General features: G+C 60.5%; 10 protein-coding genes. 7 read left to right on the top strand and 3 right to left on the bottom strand.

Annotated features, from left to right (window positions below; translation table 11 throughout):
• The first annotated feature begins 184 nt into the window (after positions 1-184).
• The 5 genes from E5K03_RS14065 to E5K03_RS14045 all read left to right on the top strand — a co-directional run bounded on the left by E5K03_RS14065 (position 185) and on the right by E5K03_RS14045 (position 4,936).
• Positions 185-802, top strand: a complete 618-nt coding sequence (locus E5K03_RS14065; RefSeq protein WP_138007433.1) for a DUF420 domain-containing protein — start codon at positions 185-187, stop codon at positions 800-802.
• 74 nt (positions 803-876) lie between these two features.
• Positions 877-2,178, top strand: a complete 1,302-nt coding sequence (locus E5K03_RS14060; RefSeq protein ID WP_138007428.1) for a M28 family peptidase — start codon at positions 877-879, stop codon at positions 2,176-2,178.
• Positions 2,179-2,273: 95 nt separating this feature from the next.
• Complete coding sequence (locus tag E5K03_RS14055; RefSeq protein ID WP_138007427.1) at positions 2,274-2,951, top strand: NAD(+)/NADH kinase; 678 nt, start codon at positions 2,274-2,276, stop codon at positions 2,949-2,951.
• A gap of 113 nt (positions 2,952-3,064) precedes the next feature.
• The gene (locus E5K03_RS14050; protein ID WP_138007426.1) at positions 3,065-3,511 is read left to right on the top strand and encodes a DUF7313 family protein; all 447 of its coding nucleotides are present in this window, start codon (positions 3,065-3,067) and stop codon (positions 3,509-3,511) included.
• 66 nt (positions 3,512-3,577) lie between these two features.
• Complete coding sequence (locus tag E5K03_RS14045) at positions 3,578-4,936, top strand: RimK family alpha-L-glutamate ligase (RefSeq protein ID WP_171006703.1); 1,359 nt, start codon at positions 3,578-3,580, stop codon at positions 4,934-4,936.
• A gap of 41 nt (positions 4,937-4,977) precedes the next feature.
• Here the strand turns inward: E5K03_RS14045 and E5K03_RS14040 are convergent, their stop codons facing one another.
• Entirely contained in the window at positions 4,978-5,589 is a 612-nt protein-coding gene (locus tag E5K03_RS14040; protein ID WP_394343988.1) for a DNA-3-methyladenine glycosylase family protein, read from the bottom strand.
• A 182-nt stretch (positions 5,590-5,771) separates the two neighbouring features.
• On the opposite strand from E5K03_RS14040, the gene E5K03_RS14035 reads away from it, so the two are divergent.
• Complete coding sequence (locus tag E5K03_RS14035; RefSeq protein WP_138007424.1) at positions 5,772-7,745, top strand: 3-hydroxyacyl-CoA dehydrogenase/enoyl-CoA hydratase family protein; 1,974 nt, start codon at positions 5,772-5,774, stop codon at positions 7,743-7,745.
• 89 nt (positions 7,746-7,834) lie between these two features.
• Positions 7,835-8,656, top strand: a complete 822-nt coding sequence (locus tag E5K03_RS14030; RefSeq protein ID WP_138007423.1) for an NAD(+)/NADH kinase — start codon at positions 7,835-7,837, stop codon at positions 8,654-8,656.
• Positions 8,657-8,695: 39 nt separating this feature from the next.
• On the opposite strand, the gene E5K03_RS14025 is transcribed toward E5K03_RS14030, so the two are convergent.
• A complete protein-coding gene (locus tag E5K03_RS14025) occupies positions 8,696-9,304 on the bottom strand; it encodes a hypothetical protein (protein WP_138007422.1) in 609 nt (202 codons plus the stop codon).
• 134 nt (positions 9,305-9,438) lie between these two features.
• The gene (carB, locus tag E5K03_RS14020) at positions 9,439-12,681 is read right to left on the bottom strand and encodes a carbamoyl-phosphate synthase large subunit (RefSeq protein ID WP_138007421.1); all 3,243 of its coding nucleotides are present in this window, start codon (positions 12,679-12,681) and stop codon (positions 9,439-9,441) included.
• Positions 12,682-12,830: the final 149 nt, after the last annotated feature.

Here is a 12,830-nt window from a genome sequence, read left to right as displayed (position 1 = left end):
AGTGGCGCGAACACGTCTTGAAACCTTAATCCCGGCCAATCTGGGTATTCCACGTGGTGTGGAAGCCCCGCCGTTCACGGCGGGCGAGGATGTCACTGTCCCTCCTACCAAACCGATCGTGAATGTAATCGCCGATCGATCGTCGTTCCGGAACACGAATACCCCCAGAGTCACAACAGCCTGTATGGAACATCCGGTCATCAGCGGCCCGATACGGGAGCGCCCCGGCACGGTCACTGCGATCCTCTCGGCGATCGGCTACGTCGCGGTGTTGGGCGTGTTCTTGATCCCCGATTTTGCGGCACTGTTTCCCGAACTGTCCCGCGGACAGGTCGAGTTTCTGACGCACGCGATCGCCGCGGTCAACAGCGTCACGATTGTCACCATCAGCCTCGGCGTCTACTGGATCAGAAAGGGACAGGTCAAACGCCACGCCATGGCGATGACGAGCTCCTTCGTGCTCATCCTCGTGTTCCTCGGCATGTACCTCCCGCGGGTCGCCGGCGGTGGAACAAAGTACTTCGTCGGCCCGGATCCGGCGTACTACGCGTACCTGCTCATGCTTGGGATCCACATTCTGTTGTCGATTGTCTCGGTGCCCGTCGTCCTGTACGCGGTCATCCTTGGACTCACACATACCGAACACGAGCTCCGAACCGAGACGCCCCACAAGCGCGTTGGACGGATCGCTGCCAGTGCGTGGCTCCTCTCGTTGACGCTTGGCGTCATTGCCTATCTGTTGTTGAATCACGTCTACGACTCAACGTTCGAGGCCGCACAGGCAGCGATCGTTTTCCTGTAGCCCACTGGGCGCGCCGAAGCGGCGAACCCGTCGGCCACCGAAACGGTTAGCACGCACCCGCAGAACCAGTGTGTATGACCGACTGGATCGGCAACACCTTTGTGAGTACGACGGGCTGGGACTTCCTCGAAGCGCTCGTCGATATCGGCAACCGAATGGCTGGCAGCGACGGCGAGCGGGCGGGACTCAAACTGACGCGCGACGCATTGGCGGATGCAGGCGCCCGAAACGCCCGGATCGACGACTTCTCGATTCAAGGATGGGAGCGCGGCGAAAGTACGATCGAAGCCGGCGAGACCGAACAGGACTGCATCGCACTCCCAAGAAGTCCCTCGGCGGCGGTGACCGGTGAGCTGGTTGATCTCGGCTACGGTCTTCCTGACGACTTCGAGGCAGATATCGATGGCAAGATCGTCATGGTTTCGACGACGGTTCCCGACGACTACGATCGGTTCATCCACCGCCGCGAGAAGTACTACTACGCTGTCGAAGGCGGTGCCGCCGGCTTCGTTTTCGCGAACCACGTCCCCGGCTGTCTCCCACCGACTGGTAGCGTCGGGACCGCAGACGCCCCGATCGGCGATATCCCTGCGGTCGGGGTAAGCCAGGAGGTCGGCGGCCGTCTCGCCCGCCGGTTCGACGGCGAATCGGTGACAGTCGACGTGACGTGTGCGACTCCCGAGGCGACGAGCGGCAACGTCCACGCCGAGTTGGGCCCTGACACCGACGAAGAGGTCATCGTCTCCAGCCACGTCGATGCCCATGATATCGCTGAGGGTGCCATGGACAACGGCGCAGGGACCGCCACGGTCGTCCAACTCGCCGAATCGCTGGCGGCCCGGGAAGCCCAACTTGACACCCGTGTGCGGTTCATCTGCTACGGCTCCGAGGAGGTTGGGCTCGTTGGCTCCGAATACGAGGCCGAACAGGCTGATCTCGAGGCGATCAAAGCGATCGTCAACATCGACAGCAACGTCTACGGCCGGACACTGTCGCTTGGATACCACGGCTTTGAGGCGCTGGAGGCGGCCGCAGACCGGGTCGGCGATCGCTTCGACCACCCGATTTCGCTGTCCTCGAATCTCGTCCCTCACAGCGATCACTGGCCGTTCGTCCAGCGCGGCGTTCCAGGCTACATGGTGAGCGGCGAAACCGAGGATCGCGGCCGCGGGTGGGGACACACCTTCGCCGATACGCTCGAAAAACTTGAACACAGAAATCTCACTGAACAGTCGATCCTCCTGTGTGAGCTTGTCGTTGAGCTTGCAGACGACACCGTTGAACCGACACACAAATCCGAGACGGCAATCGCAGCCGCGCTCGAAGCTGAGGATCTGGCCGAGGGAATGAAAGTCATTGGTGACTGGCCGTACTGAGCGGCGTTGAAGCGAGCTTCGATCGGGCGGAAGCAGCGGGGTTTTTGCGCCCCCGACGAAAGGGTCGATCATGAACGATCGCTCTCGGAGGGTCCATGAAAATCGCCGTCATCGGTGAGGGGTCGCTCGCCGAGCGCGTCGGCGACGCGCTGGGGCGCGATGGCCACTCGATCACGCCAAAAGCGTCGCTGTCTGTCGTTACAGAGCCGCAGGCGATCGCGACGTGGGATGGACGATTCCTGTTCATTGACCAGAAGCGACGACCGTACACGGTCCGACCGGCGGCAGTCCGCGATGCCGTCAGAGCGATTGAGAACGGTCACTATCGGGAGGAAACTCATCGTTCGTTTGAGCTGTCGATCGACGACAAGCCAGTCGCAACATTCGTGAGTGATCTCACACTCGTGACCGCCGAACCCGCACATATCTCTGAGTACAGCGTGCGCCCCGATGCGGATGCGACGCGCGATCGCTCCCGATTCCGTGCCGACGGCGTCGTGGTGGCGACACCGCTCGGAAGCGGTGGATACGCTGGCGCAGTCGGCACGCCCGTGTTACACGCGACTGCAGGGCTTGCGGTCGCTCCGATCGCCCCGTTTTCGACGCACACTCGATCCTGGGTCCACGATACTCCACTCTGGATTGGCGTCGAGCGCGATGACGAAATCACCGTCGTGATCGATGGCGTTGAGCAGGCGACCACGACCACAGGCGAACTACTCAGGGTCTCCGTCAAGGATTCGTATACGCTTGTCGTCCCGATTGAACGGTGATATTCCGACCAGAGAACCCAGGTACCTCGGTCGACAGTCACGAACACACTTGACGCGGAGACCGTCGGCCGCGATTGGAAAAACTCTAATGAGTCGTCTGCCCACACACACGTATGGATCCACTGCAGTTTCTCGTTCCGCTCGGCTGGGTCGACTCGATCGGCGAGTTCCTTCCGATCGCACTTCTCGTCGTCGCAATCGGAAACATGCTCACTCGGTTTTTGGCCCACAGAGTACACAAAAGTCAGGCTGAGGAGGGTGACGACTCGGGGATTGAACCGTACCTCCCACACGTCGTTTCGAACTTCGCGCTTGTGTTTCTCGTGTTCGCGTTCATGCTGTACCGTCCCGTGAGCGGCGCGATCATGGCGCTGCCGGTCGTGGCGGCGTTCATTGCTGACCTCTTCGAGTTCGAATCCCGAAAGGTCGAAGCGCGAAATCGGATGGCGATCGAGTGGCCGAAAAGCTCGATCGTGGCGTCGCTTTTCGTGTTGCTGTACGCAGGCTACTACGGGCTGCAGTTCCTGTACTCGCCGTACGTCGACTCGATCTTTGCCTGATTCGGCTGTTCACCTATCGGCTTCGTAGACCGGCACGCATATGTCTCCGGCACAGGATCATCCTATATGAGCGACGGGGAGGCAGTACGCGTTGGAGTGTTATCACTCCACAACAGCAAAGAGACGAAAGCAATCCTCAACGCCGTCGAGGATCTCGGTCACGAGCCGTTCTGGTTGCGGTCTGAAAATACTGCGGTCACTGTCGAAGACAGCAAGGTCACGATCGACCCTGATGTCGATGTCATCGCGAACCGGCTGTTGCTCTCAAACACCGAGGAGCCAGCCGAACTGCTGGGGCTTGCGACCACATTTAACCGTATCCGTCCGATGTTGAACGAGCCAAACACGGTACTCACGTCGATCCACAAGTTCGCGACCGCAGCAACGCTCGCCGACTGGAACATCCAAGTGCCGGACGCCCTTCTCGCGCTGTCGAACGATCGACTCAATCAGGATCGCGAGCGGTTCGGCGACGTTGCCGTATACAAGACGGCGATCGGCACCCACGGCGGCGGAACGTGGAAAGTCGACCTCACGGAGCCGGTCAACCCGAAAGTCGGTAATCGGCAGGCATTCTTACAGGAGCTGATCGATCGCGACGAGGAGAAACACCGCGACCTCCGCGTATACGTCGTTGGTGACGAGATCATCGGTGCGATGTACCGCTACGCGCCAGAGGGCGATTGGCGAACGAACGTCGCACTTGGCGGCGCGGTTGAGGACGCAACCGACTCAATGCCTGAGGAGGCCGCTGACACCGCACTGTACGCCGCGGACGTACTCGGCTTAAACTACGCCGGCGTCGATCTGATCGAAGGCCACGACGGCTGGTATGTCCTCGAAGTCAATCCAACTGCGGGATTCAAAGGATTGTACCAGGCCACCGGCACCAGCCCGGCACCGTACATCGCACAGTTGGCGATCGAATCAGTTGGCGGGACCGTCGACGACGATCGCGTTGTGGGGCTGTCGGCCACGCTCGACGATTCGACACCCTCGTGCATGCCTCGGGTTGAGCCGCCGTCGCTCGAAGACACGCCCCTCATCGGCTACATCGAGGAGGTGCTCGTCATCGGAACCAGCGGCTCGAAACAGGTCATGGCGAAATCCGATACCGGGGCGACTCGCACGAGCATCGACACCAGCCTCGCCGCCGAGATCGGCGCTGGGCCAATAAAGAGTATGACGAAGATCAAATCCGGATCGGTGAAGGGCGGCCGATCTCGGCCGGTGATCGATCTTGTCATCGGAATCGGCGGGACCCAACATACCGTTACCGCAAGTGTCGAGGACCGCGGTCACATGGAGTATCCGCTGTTGCTCGGCCGAGATATCCTCGAACACTACCGTGTTGACGTTCGAAAGCGCGCCGATCGCGATCAGCGTGGCGGGACTACCGAAGACAAAGAGTACCTCGAAGAGTAACCGACAATCGAGCGTGAAATAGCTACGCGATCGCGCGTGGCTCACTCGGTGACTGGTCCATCGACTGCGCTGTTCTCACGGACGTATTCTTTCCAAATGTACAATGTTCCGTAGGATCGACACGGCCGCCAGCCGTCTGCGCGCTCACGCATTGCCCCCCGGCTGTCATCACCAAAATACGCCTCCATCCCCCGGCGCACGGCGAGGTCCTCGACAGGGAACACATCCGGTCGCCCGAGTCCGAACATGAGCGTCATTTTCGCCGTCCAGTCGCCAATTCCCTTGATTTCGGTGAGCCGATCGATCGCTGCCTCGTCGTCCAGTTCCTCTAACTGCTCGCGGGTGAGTGTTCCTGCCTCAAATTCCTCGGCAATTCGCTTGATATAGTCGATCTTCTGCGGCGACATTCCTGCCTCACGAAGCGCTTCCTCTGGTGCAGTCGCCACTCCCGCGGGGGTTATTTCGAACCGATCGAACACCCGTCCGCGGATCGTCCGCGCGGCCTCCGTCGAGATGAGCTGGTTAATGATCGAAACGACCATTCGTTCAAAGAGATCATCAGCGGGTGACAGTTCGAGTTCGCCGTAGCGATCGACGAGCGGTGCCAGATCTGTCCTGCGAAGCGTTCCATATGGTTCTCGATCGTCTGTCAGTCCGTGTGCGTCCGACTCGTCCATATCCTTCGTTCGAACCTGGACAGGTAAGACCCCTCGCGTGCGGTGGCTGACACGCTGTGTGAACACCGCCATTGCTAAAATCACCAAAATAAATCTAACTACAGTTTCTTTACTCAGAGAGGGAAACGTTGAAACTGCTGTCTTCCGTCGGTACGTGCATGGAGTTCGAAGATATCAACACTATCACGGTTCTTGGTGCCGGAAACATGGGCCACGGGATCGCGGAGGTCGCCGCACTGGCAGGGTACGATGTGGTTCTGCGGGACATCAACGATGAATTCGTCCAAAACGGCTACGACGACATCGAGTGGAGTCTCGGTAAACTCGCCGAAAAAGACCAGATAACCGAGGCGGAGGCGGAGGCGACCCTCGATCGCATCACGCCGGTCGTCCCACTCGAAGAGGCCGTCGCCGACGCGGACGTCGTGATCGAGGCCGTTCCGGAGGTCATGGATATCAAAAAGGAAGTCTATGACGAGGTGGAAGCACACGCACCCGATCGGACGATCTTCGCGACGAACACCTCAAGCCTCTCTATCACTGAACTCTCTGAGGTCACAGATCGGCCCGAACAGTTCTGTGGCATGCACTTTTTCAATCCGCCGATCCGGATGCCGCTTGTCGAAGTCATCTCCGGCGCCCACACGGCCGAAGAGACCCTCGACCTGATCGAGTCGCTGGCCGAAGAAATGGACAAAACGCCCGTGCGGGTCCACAAGGACAGCCCCGGCTTCATCGTCAACCGGATCCTTGTCCCATTGATGAACGAAGCCGCGTGGATCGTCGAAGAGGGCGACGCAACCGTCGCCGAGGTAGACTCGACGACGAAGTTCGACATGGGGCTGCCGATGGGTTCGTTCGAACTTGCCGATCAGGTCGGAATCGACGTCGGCTATCACGTCCTCGAGTACATGCACGAGACCCTCGGGGAGGCCTACAGGCCGTGTCCGCTGCTCGAGGCGAAAGTCGATGAGGAGAATCTGGGGAAAAAGACCGGGAGCGGCTTCTACGACTACGAGAATGGCGGGGTCGAGATTCCAAGCGATGCCGGCAGCGACGCGATCGAACACCGCCTGCTTGCGGTGATGGCAAACGAGGTCGCGGGGCTGATCGAAGCCGATGTGGCCGACGCCAAGTCGATCGACACCGCTGTCATGCTTGGGGCGGGATTCCCAGACGGACCGGCAAAGCTCGCTGACGCTGCGGGATTGGATGTGCTTCTCGATACGCTCGATGAGTTACACGAGGACTCTGGATCCGCGCGCCACGAAGCAACGTCGCTGTTGAGAGAACTCGGCGAAGACGGCGGGACGTTCCACGAAAGCGACGACGAAGGCGGCGACGAGTACGACTACGAGACGCTTCGAATCGGGTTCGACGATAGCGTCGCTCGCGTCGTGATCGACCGCCCTCACCGGATGAACACGATTAGCAACGAACTGCTCGACGAGTTCGCCGAGGCGATCGACGCCCTCGACAGTGACGAGGAGGTTCGGGCGATCCTCATCACCGGTGAGGGTGGCAAGGCCTTCTCAGCCGGTGCGGACGTGATGAGCATGGCCGGCGGCGGTGCAGATCCACTCACGGCTGTTGAGCTCTCACGAACCGGCCAGCAGACGTTCGGCAAACTCGAATCTGCCGATACACCGGTTGTTGCGGGTATTGACGGCTACTGTCTGGGCGGCGGCATGGAGTTGGCGATGTGTGCGGACATGCGGATCGCAAGCGAGCGATCGGAGTTCGGCCAGCCCGAACACAATCTCGGGCTTCTTCCCGGCTGGGGTGGCACCCAGCGGCTTCCACATATCGTTGGCGAGGGACGCGCAAAAGAGATCATCCTCACCGCCGATCGCTACGATGCCGAGACGATGGCGCAATATGGCTTCGTCAATGAAGTGGTCGGGAACGACGAACTAGAGGAGAAGGCCATGGAACTGGCAAAGAAACTCGCAAGCGGGCCGCCGATCGCCCAACGGTACACCAAGCGAGCCATGCTGGCCGGCCGCGATAGTACGACCGCAGGGCTTGAATTGGAGTCGCAGGCCTTCGGCCACCTGATGAACACTGAGGACCTGATGGAAGGAATTACGGCCTTCATGGGCGACGACGATCCTGAATTCGAGGGTAAATAACGAAAAACGTCCGGGCCTGTGTTACGCTTTCACCCGTACCAGCGCGCCGACACGGTGTGTTTTTTATTGCCGCTCGGAAACGGGGATGTATGGAAGTCGGGATCGTCGCCCAGCGCGGCAATGCTCGTGCCGCCCGGATCGCCGACGGGATCCGCGATCGCCTCCGTGCGGACGGGGTTACCGTTCGCCTCGACGCTGCGACCGCGGCCGACCTCAGTCACTCCGGTGACCCGATTGAGACATTCGACCGATCGGATCTGGTCGTTAGCATCGGCGGTGATGGAACCTTTTTATTCGCTGCACGCGGGGCCGGTGGCACGCCAATACTCGGTGTCAATCTCGGTGAGGTCGGCTTTTTGAACGCGGTTGATCCCGACGACGCGATCGATGCGGTTGCTGCAGAGGCAGCAGCGATCGCTGACGGCACTGCAGAGATACGGGAAGCACCGCGGCTTTCAGCGACCGTCGGCGACTGGACAAGCGATGCGGCGACAAACGAGGTGCTGGTGCAGGGAAACCGACGCGGCCCCGGGGCCGGCATCGACTTTGAGACCCGCGTGGACGGATCCCTGTACTCGAGTGGGCACGCTGATGGCGTCCTGATTGTGACACCTACCGGCAGTACGGCCTACAACCTTAGCGAGGGCGGGCCGATCGTCCACCCGGATGTTCGTGGGCTACTCATCACTGAGATGTGCGCAACAGGTGGAATGCCGTCGCTGTTTGTCGATCAGGATGCGACAATCACAGTGACGGTTACGGGCACTGACCGGGCGATCGTCGCGAGTGACGGCCGACTCACTCATCCGATCGAGCCGCCCGCTGAGGTGACGATCACCCGCAGCGATCCGCCGCTTCGGATTGCTGGACCGACAGGTGATTTCTTTGAGGCGCTCGGAAAACTGTCCTGACCGGCGCTGTTGACATCGTTCGGTGTGCTTTCTCGTCGCTTATTGATTGTCCGGCCCGTTCTCTGGCTCCCGGAGCTGGAACTCACGGCGCTCGTAGATGTCGGTGTTATTCTCTTCTTTTTTGTGGACGTACCCGTAGGCCCGCCAGTCATCTTCGGGATAGACGTGCAGGGACCTGCTCCGAACCGGGCTGTAAACCGCGTGAATCTCGTTTTTCCGGGGATCGACGACTGCCGATTCGCCGGGCTGGGCAACCGTTGAGTCGATCACATCGAACGTGAACTCGTTATCACCGACACGGGTTTGTTTCATATCAGAAAGCACGAGGTGTCCTTCCACGAGAACTTCAAAACACGGGCGGCCGTGGTGCTCGTGGGGCATCAGCGTGTACTCGGGCGGCCACTCCATGAACCGGATGACGTGTTCGCCCGGATCGCCGATCACCTTCTCGCGGGTGTACTCGTCCGGTGGTGCGGAATCCGACGTCACACCCTCGAAGAACCCGTCGCGTTCGATTGCATCCTCTAAGAGCGGCGGCCCCTCTTCAACAAACACGTCGTCACCGCGGTCAAGGAGCGCACCGAGCTCATCATACACCGCTCGGACGGCCGGATTTGGTGCCTCCCGTGACGACCTCGTATGACTCATACAGTGGAAGTCCAGCTACATGTGTAAAAAGAAGGTGCTTTCACCGATATATGTGAGGTAATTCCACAGGAACTGTTTGTATCAACCACTGAACGGTCTAATTGACCCAGGGACAGCCGATTTGCCAGACTGCGTCAGTCACCGCCCCACGTCCCGACGTTACGTGGGCGATCGGAGACAGCGAGGACATCGATCGGCTCGTCTTTTGCACGCCGGGCTTCGAGTGCCGCCCGTGCACTTGCTTTCGTCGAGAAGTAGGTGATCTCCTCTTCGACAGCGACCTCCAGCAGGTCGCGATCCCGCGAGATGATGAGGTCGAGTTCGCCGCTGCGGGCGGCGTCGATCAGATCGACTGCCTCGGAGAACTCGTAGAATTCGCCGAATCCGTCTGCGAGCTCCTCGCCCTCCGGCGTATCGGGATCTGGGAACTCGTCTGCAGAGAGGTCAAGGGCGACCACGCCCTCGCGGGGGACCGGCTTGCCCACCGAATCCTGGGCTTTGTCGTAGGCTTTTCCGAACGTCTGGGCGGTTCCCATGACCTCACCGGTCGATTTCATCTCCGGCCCGAGTCGTGGATCGCTGCCCGGGAGCCGATCGAACGGCAAGACGACCTCTTTGACGCTTATGTCTTCGGGGATTTGCTCGTCCACGTCGAGTTCAGCTAGGGACTTGCCGGCCATTACCTTCGCCGCGAGCTTTGCGATCGGGACGCCGGTTGCCTTCGAGACGAACGGGACCGTCCGCGACGAGCGCGGGTTCGCTTCGAGGACGTATACCTCGCCGTCTTTCACCGCGAGCTGGACGTTCAACAGCCCGATCGTGTCGAGCGCACCCGCGATGTCCTCTGTTACATCGCGCACTCGAGCGAGCGTTGCTTTGTCGAGTGAACGCGGCGGAATCATACACGCGGAGTCTCCGGAGTGAACACCCGCGCTTTCGACGTGTTCCATCACGCCACCGATGAGGACGTCTTCGCCGTCTGAAACCGCGTCCACGTCGAGTTCGATCGCGTCTGCGAGGAACTGATCGACGAGGATCGGCTTATCGGGGCTGACACGGACCGCTTCCTCGATGTAGTGTTCCAACTCGGCGTCGTCGTGGACGACCCGCATCGCGCGGCCGCCGAGCACGTAGCTCGGACGGACGAGCACGGGATACCCGAGTTCGTGTGCAAGCTCTAGTGCTTCGGCTTCGGAGGTCGCGGTCCCGCCTTTCGGCTGGGCGATTCCGAGGTCGTCCATGAGCGCGTTGAACCGATCGCGGTCCTCCGCGAGGTCCATCGCCTCGACGGTCGTCCCCATGATCTCACAGTCGAGGCCGCGGCGCTGGATCTCATCTTCCAGCGGTTCGCCGATGTTCACCGAAGTCTGCCCGCCGAACTGGACCATGACGCCGTCCGCGCCGGTCGCCTCGGCTACGTCGGCGACCTCCTCTGCGGTAATCGGATCGAAGAACAACCCATCGGAGGTGTCGTAATCTGTTGAGACCGTTTCGGGGTTGTTGTTGACCACGTGAGCTTCGACACCAAGCTCTCTGAGCGCCTGGATCGCGTGGACCGAACAGTAGTCGAATTCGACGCCCTGGCCGATCCGAATCGGACCGCCGCCGACGACGACCACGCTGTCGATCTCCTTGTCCACGACGAGCTCGCCCGCTGCCGCCTTGCCTTTCAGTGGTCCACGGTTAAACTCAGACTGCCGTGCAGAGTAGTAGTATGGCGTCTGTGCGGCGAACTCGCCCGCACAGGTGTCGACCTGTTTGTACGTCCGACCGGGGACGTCCTGTTCGATGGTGTCGACGTCGATGCCGCCAGCGATCGCCGCGATCTCGGCGTTAGTGTGGCCAGCGGTCGCCGCCTGTGCGAAATTGCCCTCCGCTGCGCCCTGGGCGGAATCGCTTACGCGCTTGAACCGCTCGAGGTACCACGGCATGATCCCGGTCAGCGCTTCGACTGCCTCAACTGTGTAGCCGCGATCGAACGCCTCGAAAATCGCGTAGGGCCGATCGGGCGAGGGACGTTCGAGATACTCGGTTTCGAGCGTGTCGTCGTCGACATCTCCCCAGTTAACAGCGGGATCGTACTCTGAGGAGCGAAGCGCCTTCAGCAGGCTCTCTTCGAAGTTCCTGCCGATCGCCATCGCCTCGCCGGTCGATTTCATCGCGGTCCCGAGTTTGAAGTCGACATCGTCGAACTTGTCGATCGGCCACCGCGGCACCTTGGTGACAATGTAGTCGATCGCTGGCTCGAATGCCGCGGTCGTCTCGCCGGTAATTTCGTTTTCGATCTCGTGGAGATTCTTGCCGAGTGCGACCTTCGCCGTGACGCGGGCGATCGGATATCCTGTTGCCTTCGAAGCAAGCGCGGACGAGCGCGACACCCGAGGGTTCACTTCGACGACGCGGTATTCGCCGCCCGGTGTCCCGTCGTCGCGCCACGCGAACTGGATGTTACAACCGCCCTGGATGCCGAGCTCGCGGATGACGCCGAGCGCCGCGTCGCGCATCTCTTGGTGGCCGTCATCTGGGATGACCTGCGACGGCGTCACGACCGTAGATTCGCCCGTGTGGATGCCCATCGGGTCGATGTTCTCCATGTTACAGATGATGATACAGGAGTTCGCTGCGTCCCGCATCACCTCGTATTCGAGTTCGACCCAGCCGGCGATCGATTCGGTAACGAGTACCTCGCTGTTACGCGACAGGCGAAGTCCCTTGCGAACCCGTTCGACCAGCTCGTCGAACTCGTCGACGACGCCCGAACCCGAACCCCCGAGGGTGTACGTCGTCCGCGCGATGACGGGCAGTCCACCAACCGTATCAACGGCGTCCTGGACGCGATTGCGGAAGGCCTCCTCGTCGAAGTCAGTGACAGACTCACCCTCGTCGAGAGAGATCGTCGTCGACTTGGGGACCGGCTCGCCGATTTTTTCCATCCGTTTTCTGAATAGATCGCGATCTTCGGTGGCGTAGATCGTATCCAACGGTGTGCCCAGAATATCAACGTCGTATTCCTCTAGGATGCCCTGTTCGGCGAGTTCGGCGGTGACATTCAGGCCAGTTTGTCCACCCAGTCCGGCGATGACCCCGTCTGGCTGTTCGGTCTCGATGATCTCGGCGATCGCCTCAGGGGTGATCGGCTCGATGTAGACTCGATCGGCCATGTCGGGATCGGTCATGATGGTTGCGGGGTTCGAATTGACGAGGACGACTCGTGCGCCTTCCTCCTGGAGCGCTCGGCACGCCTGTGCGCCCGAATAGTCGAACTCGGCAGCCTGACCGATCTGGATCGGCCCGCTCCCGATCAGCAGGATCGTTCTGTCTTCCCCGGACTTCACGTCCGTGTCCGCAGCGATCGTCTGAGTCGTCTCGTCGCTCATTAGCGGAGTGGAGTACGCTCATCGTAATAAGCCCGGCGAAAAGATACGAATTTCGTAACGAGAGTTTGTATTTCGTAAGACAGCGGTTGTCACGGATTGCTGCCGGTGTACTCCAATTTGATCGCAATTGTGGCTGCTGTGGGTTTCCC

It is taken from the genome of Halalkalirubrum salinum (genome assembly GCF_005543295.1).
GTDB classification, from domain to species: Archaea; Halobacteriota; Halobacteria; order Halobacteriales; family Haloferacaceae; genus Halalkalirubrum; species Halalkalirubrum salinum.
The sequence above is the reverse complement of the archived record's forward strand: the minus strand, read 5'-3'. Positions and strand labels throughout refer to the sequence as shown.

Bases quoted from the DNA above. Each gene is read 5' to 3' on its own strand.
- E5K03_RS14045 (WP_171006703.1), top strand. From the start codon at position 3,578: ATGAGCGACGGGGAGGCAGTACGCGTTGGAGTGTTATCACTCCACAAC.
- E5K03_RS14035 (WP_138007424.1), top strand. From the start codon at position 5,772: ATGGAGTTCGAAGATATCAACACTATCACGGTTCTTGGTGCCGGAAAC.
- carB (WP_138007421.1), bottom strand. From the start codon at position 12,681: ATGAGCGACGAGACGACTCAGACGATCGCTGCGGACACGGACGTGAAG.
- E5K03_RS14060 (WP_138007428.1), top strand. From the start codon at position 877: ATGACCGACTGGATCGGCAACACCTTTGTGAGTACGACGGGCTGGGAC.
- E5K03_RS14030 (WP_138007423.1), top strand. From the start codon at position 7,835: ATGGAAGTCGGGATCGTCGCCCAGCGCGGCAATGCTCGTGCCGCCCGG.
- E5K03_RS14065 (WP_138007433.1), top strand. From the start codon at position 185: ATGGAACATCCGGTCATCAGCGGCCCGATACGGGAGCGCCCCGGCACG.
- E5K03_RS14025 (WP_138007422.1), bottom strand. From the start codon at position 9,304: ATGAGTCATACGAGGTCGTCACGGGAGGCACCAAATCCGGCCGTCCGA.
- E5K03_RS14050 (WP_138007426.1), top strand. From the start codon at position 3,065: ATGGATCCACTGCAGTTTCTCGTTCCGCTCGGCTGGGTCGACTCGATC.
- E5K03_RS14055 (WP_138007427.1), top strand. From the start codon at position 2,274: ATGAAAATCGCCGTCATCGGTGAGGGGTCGCTCGCCGAGCGCGTCGGC.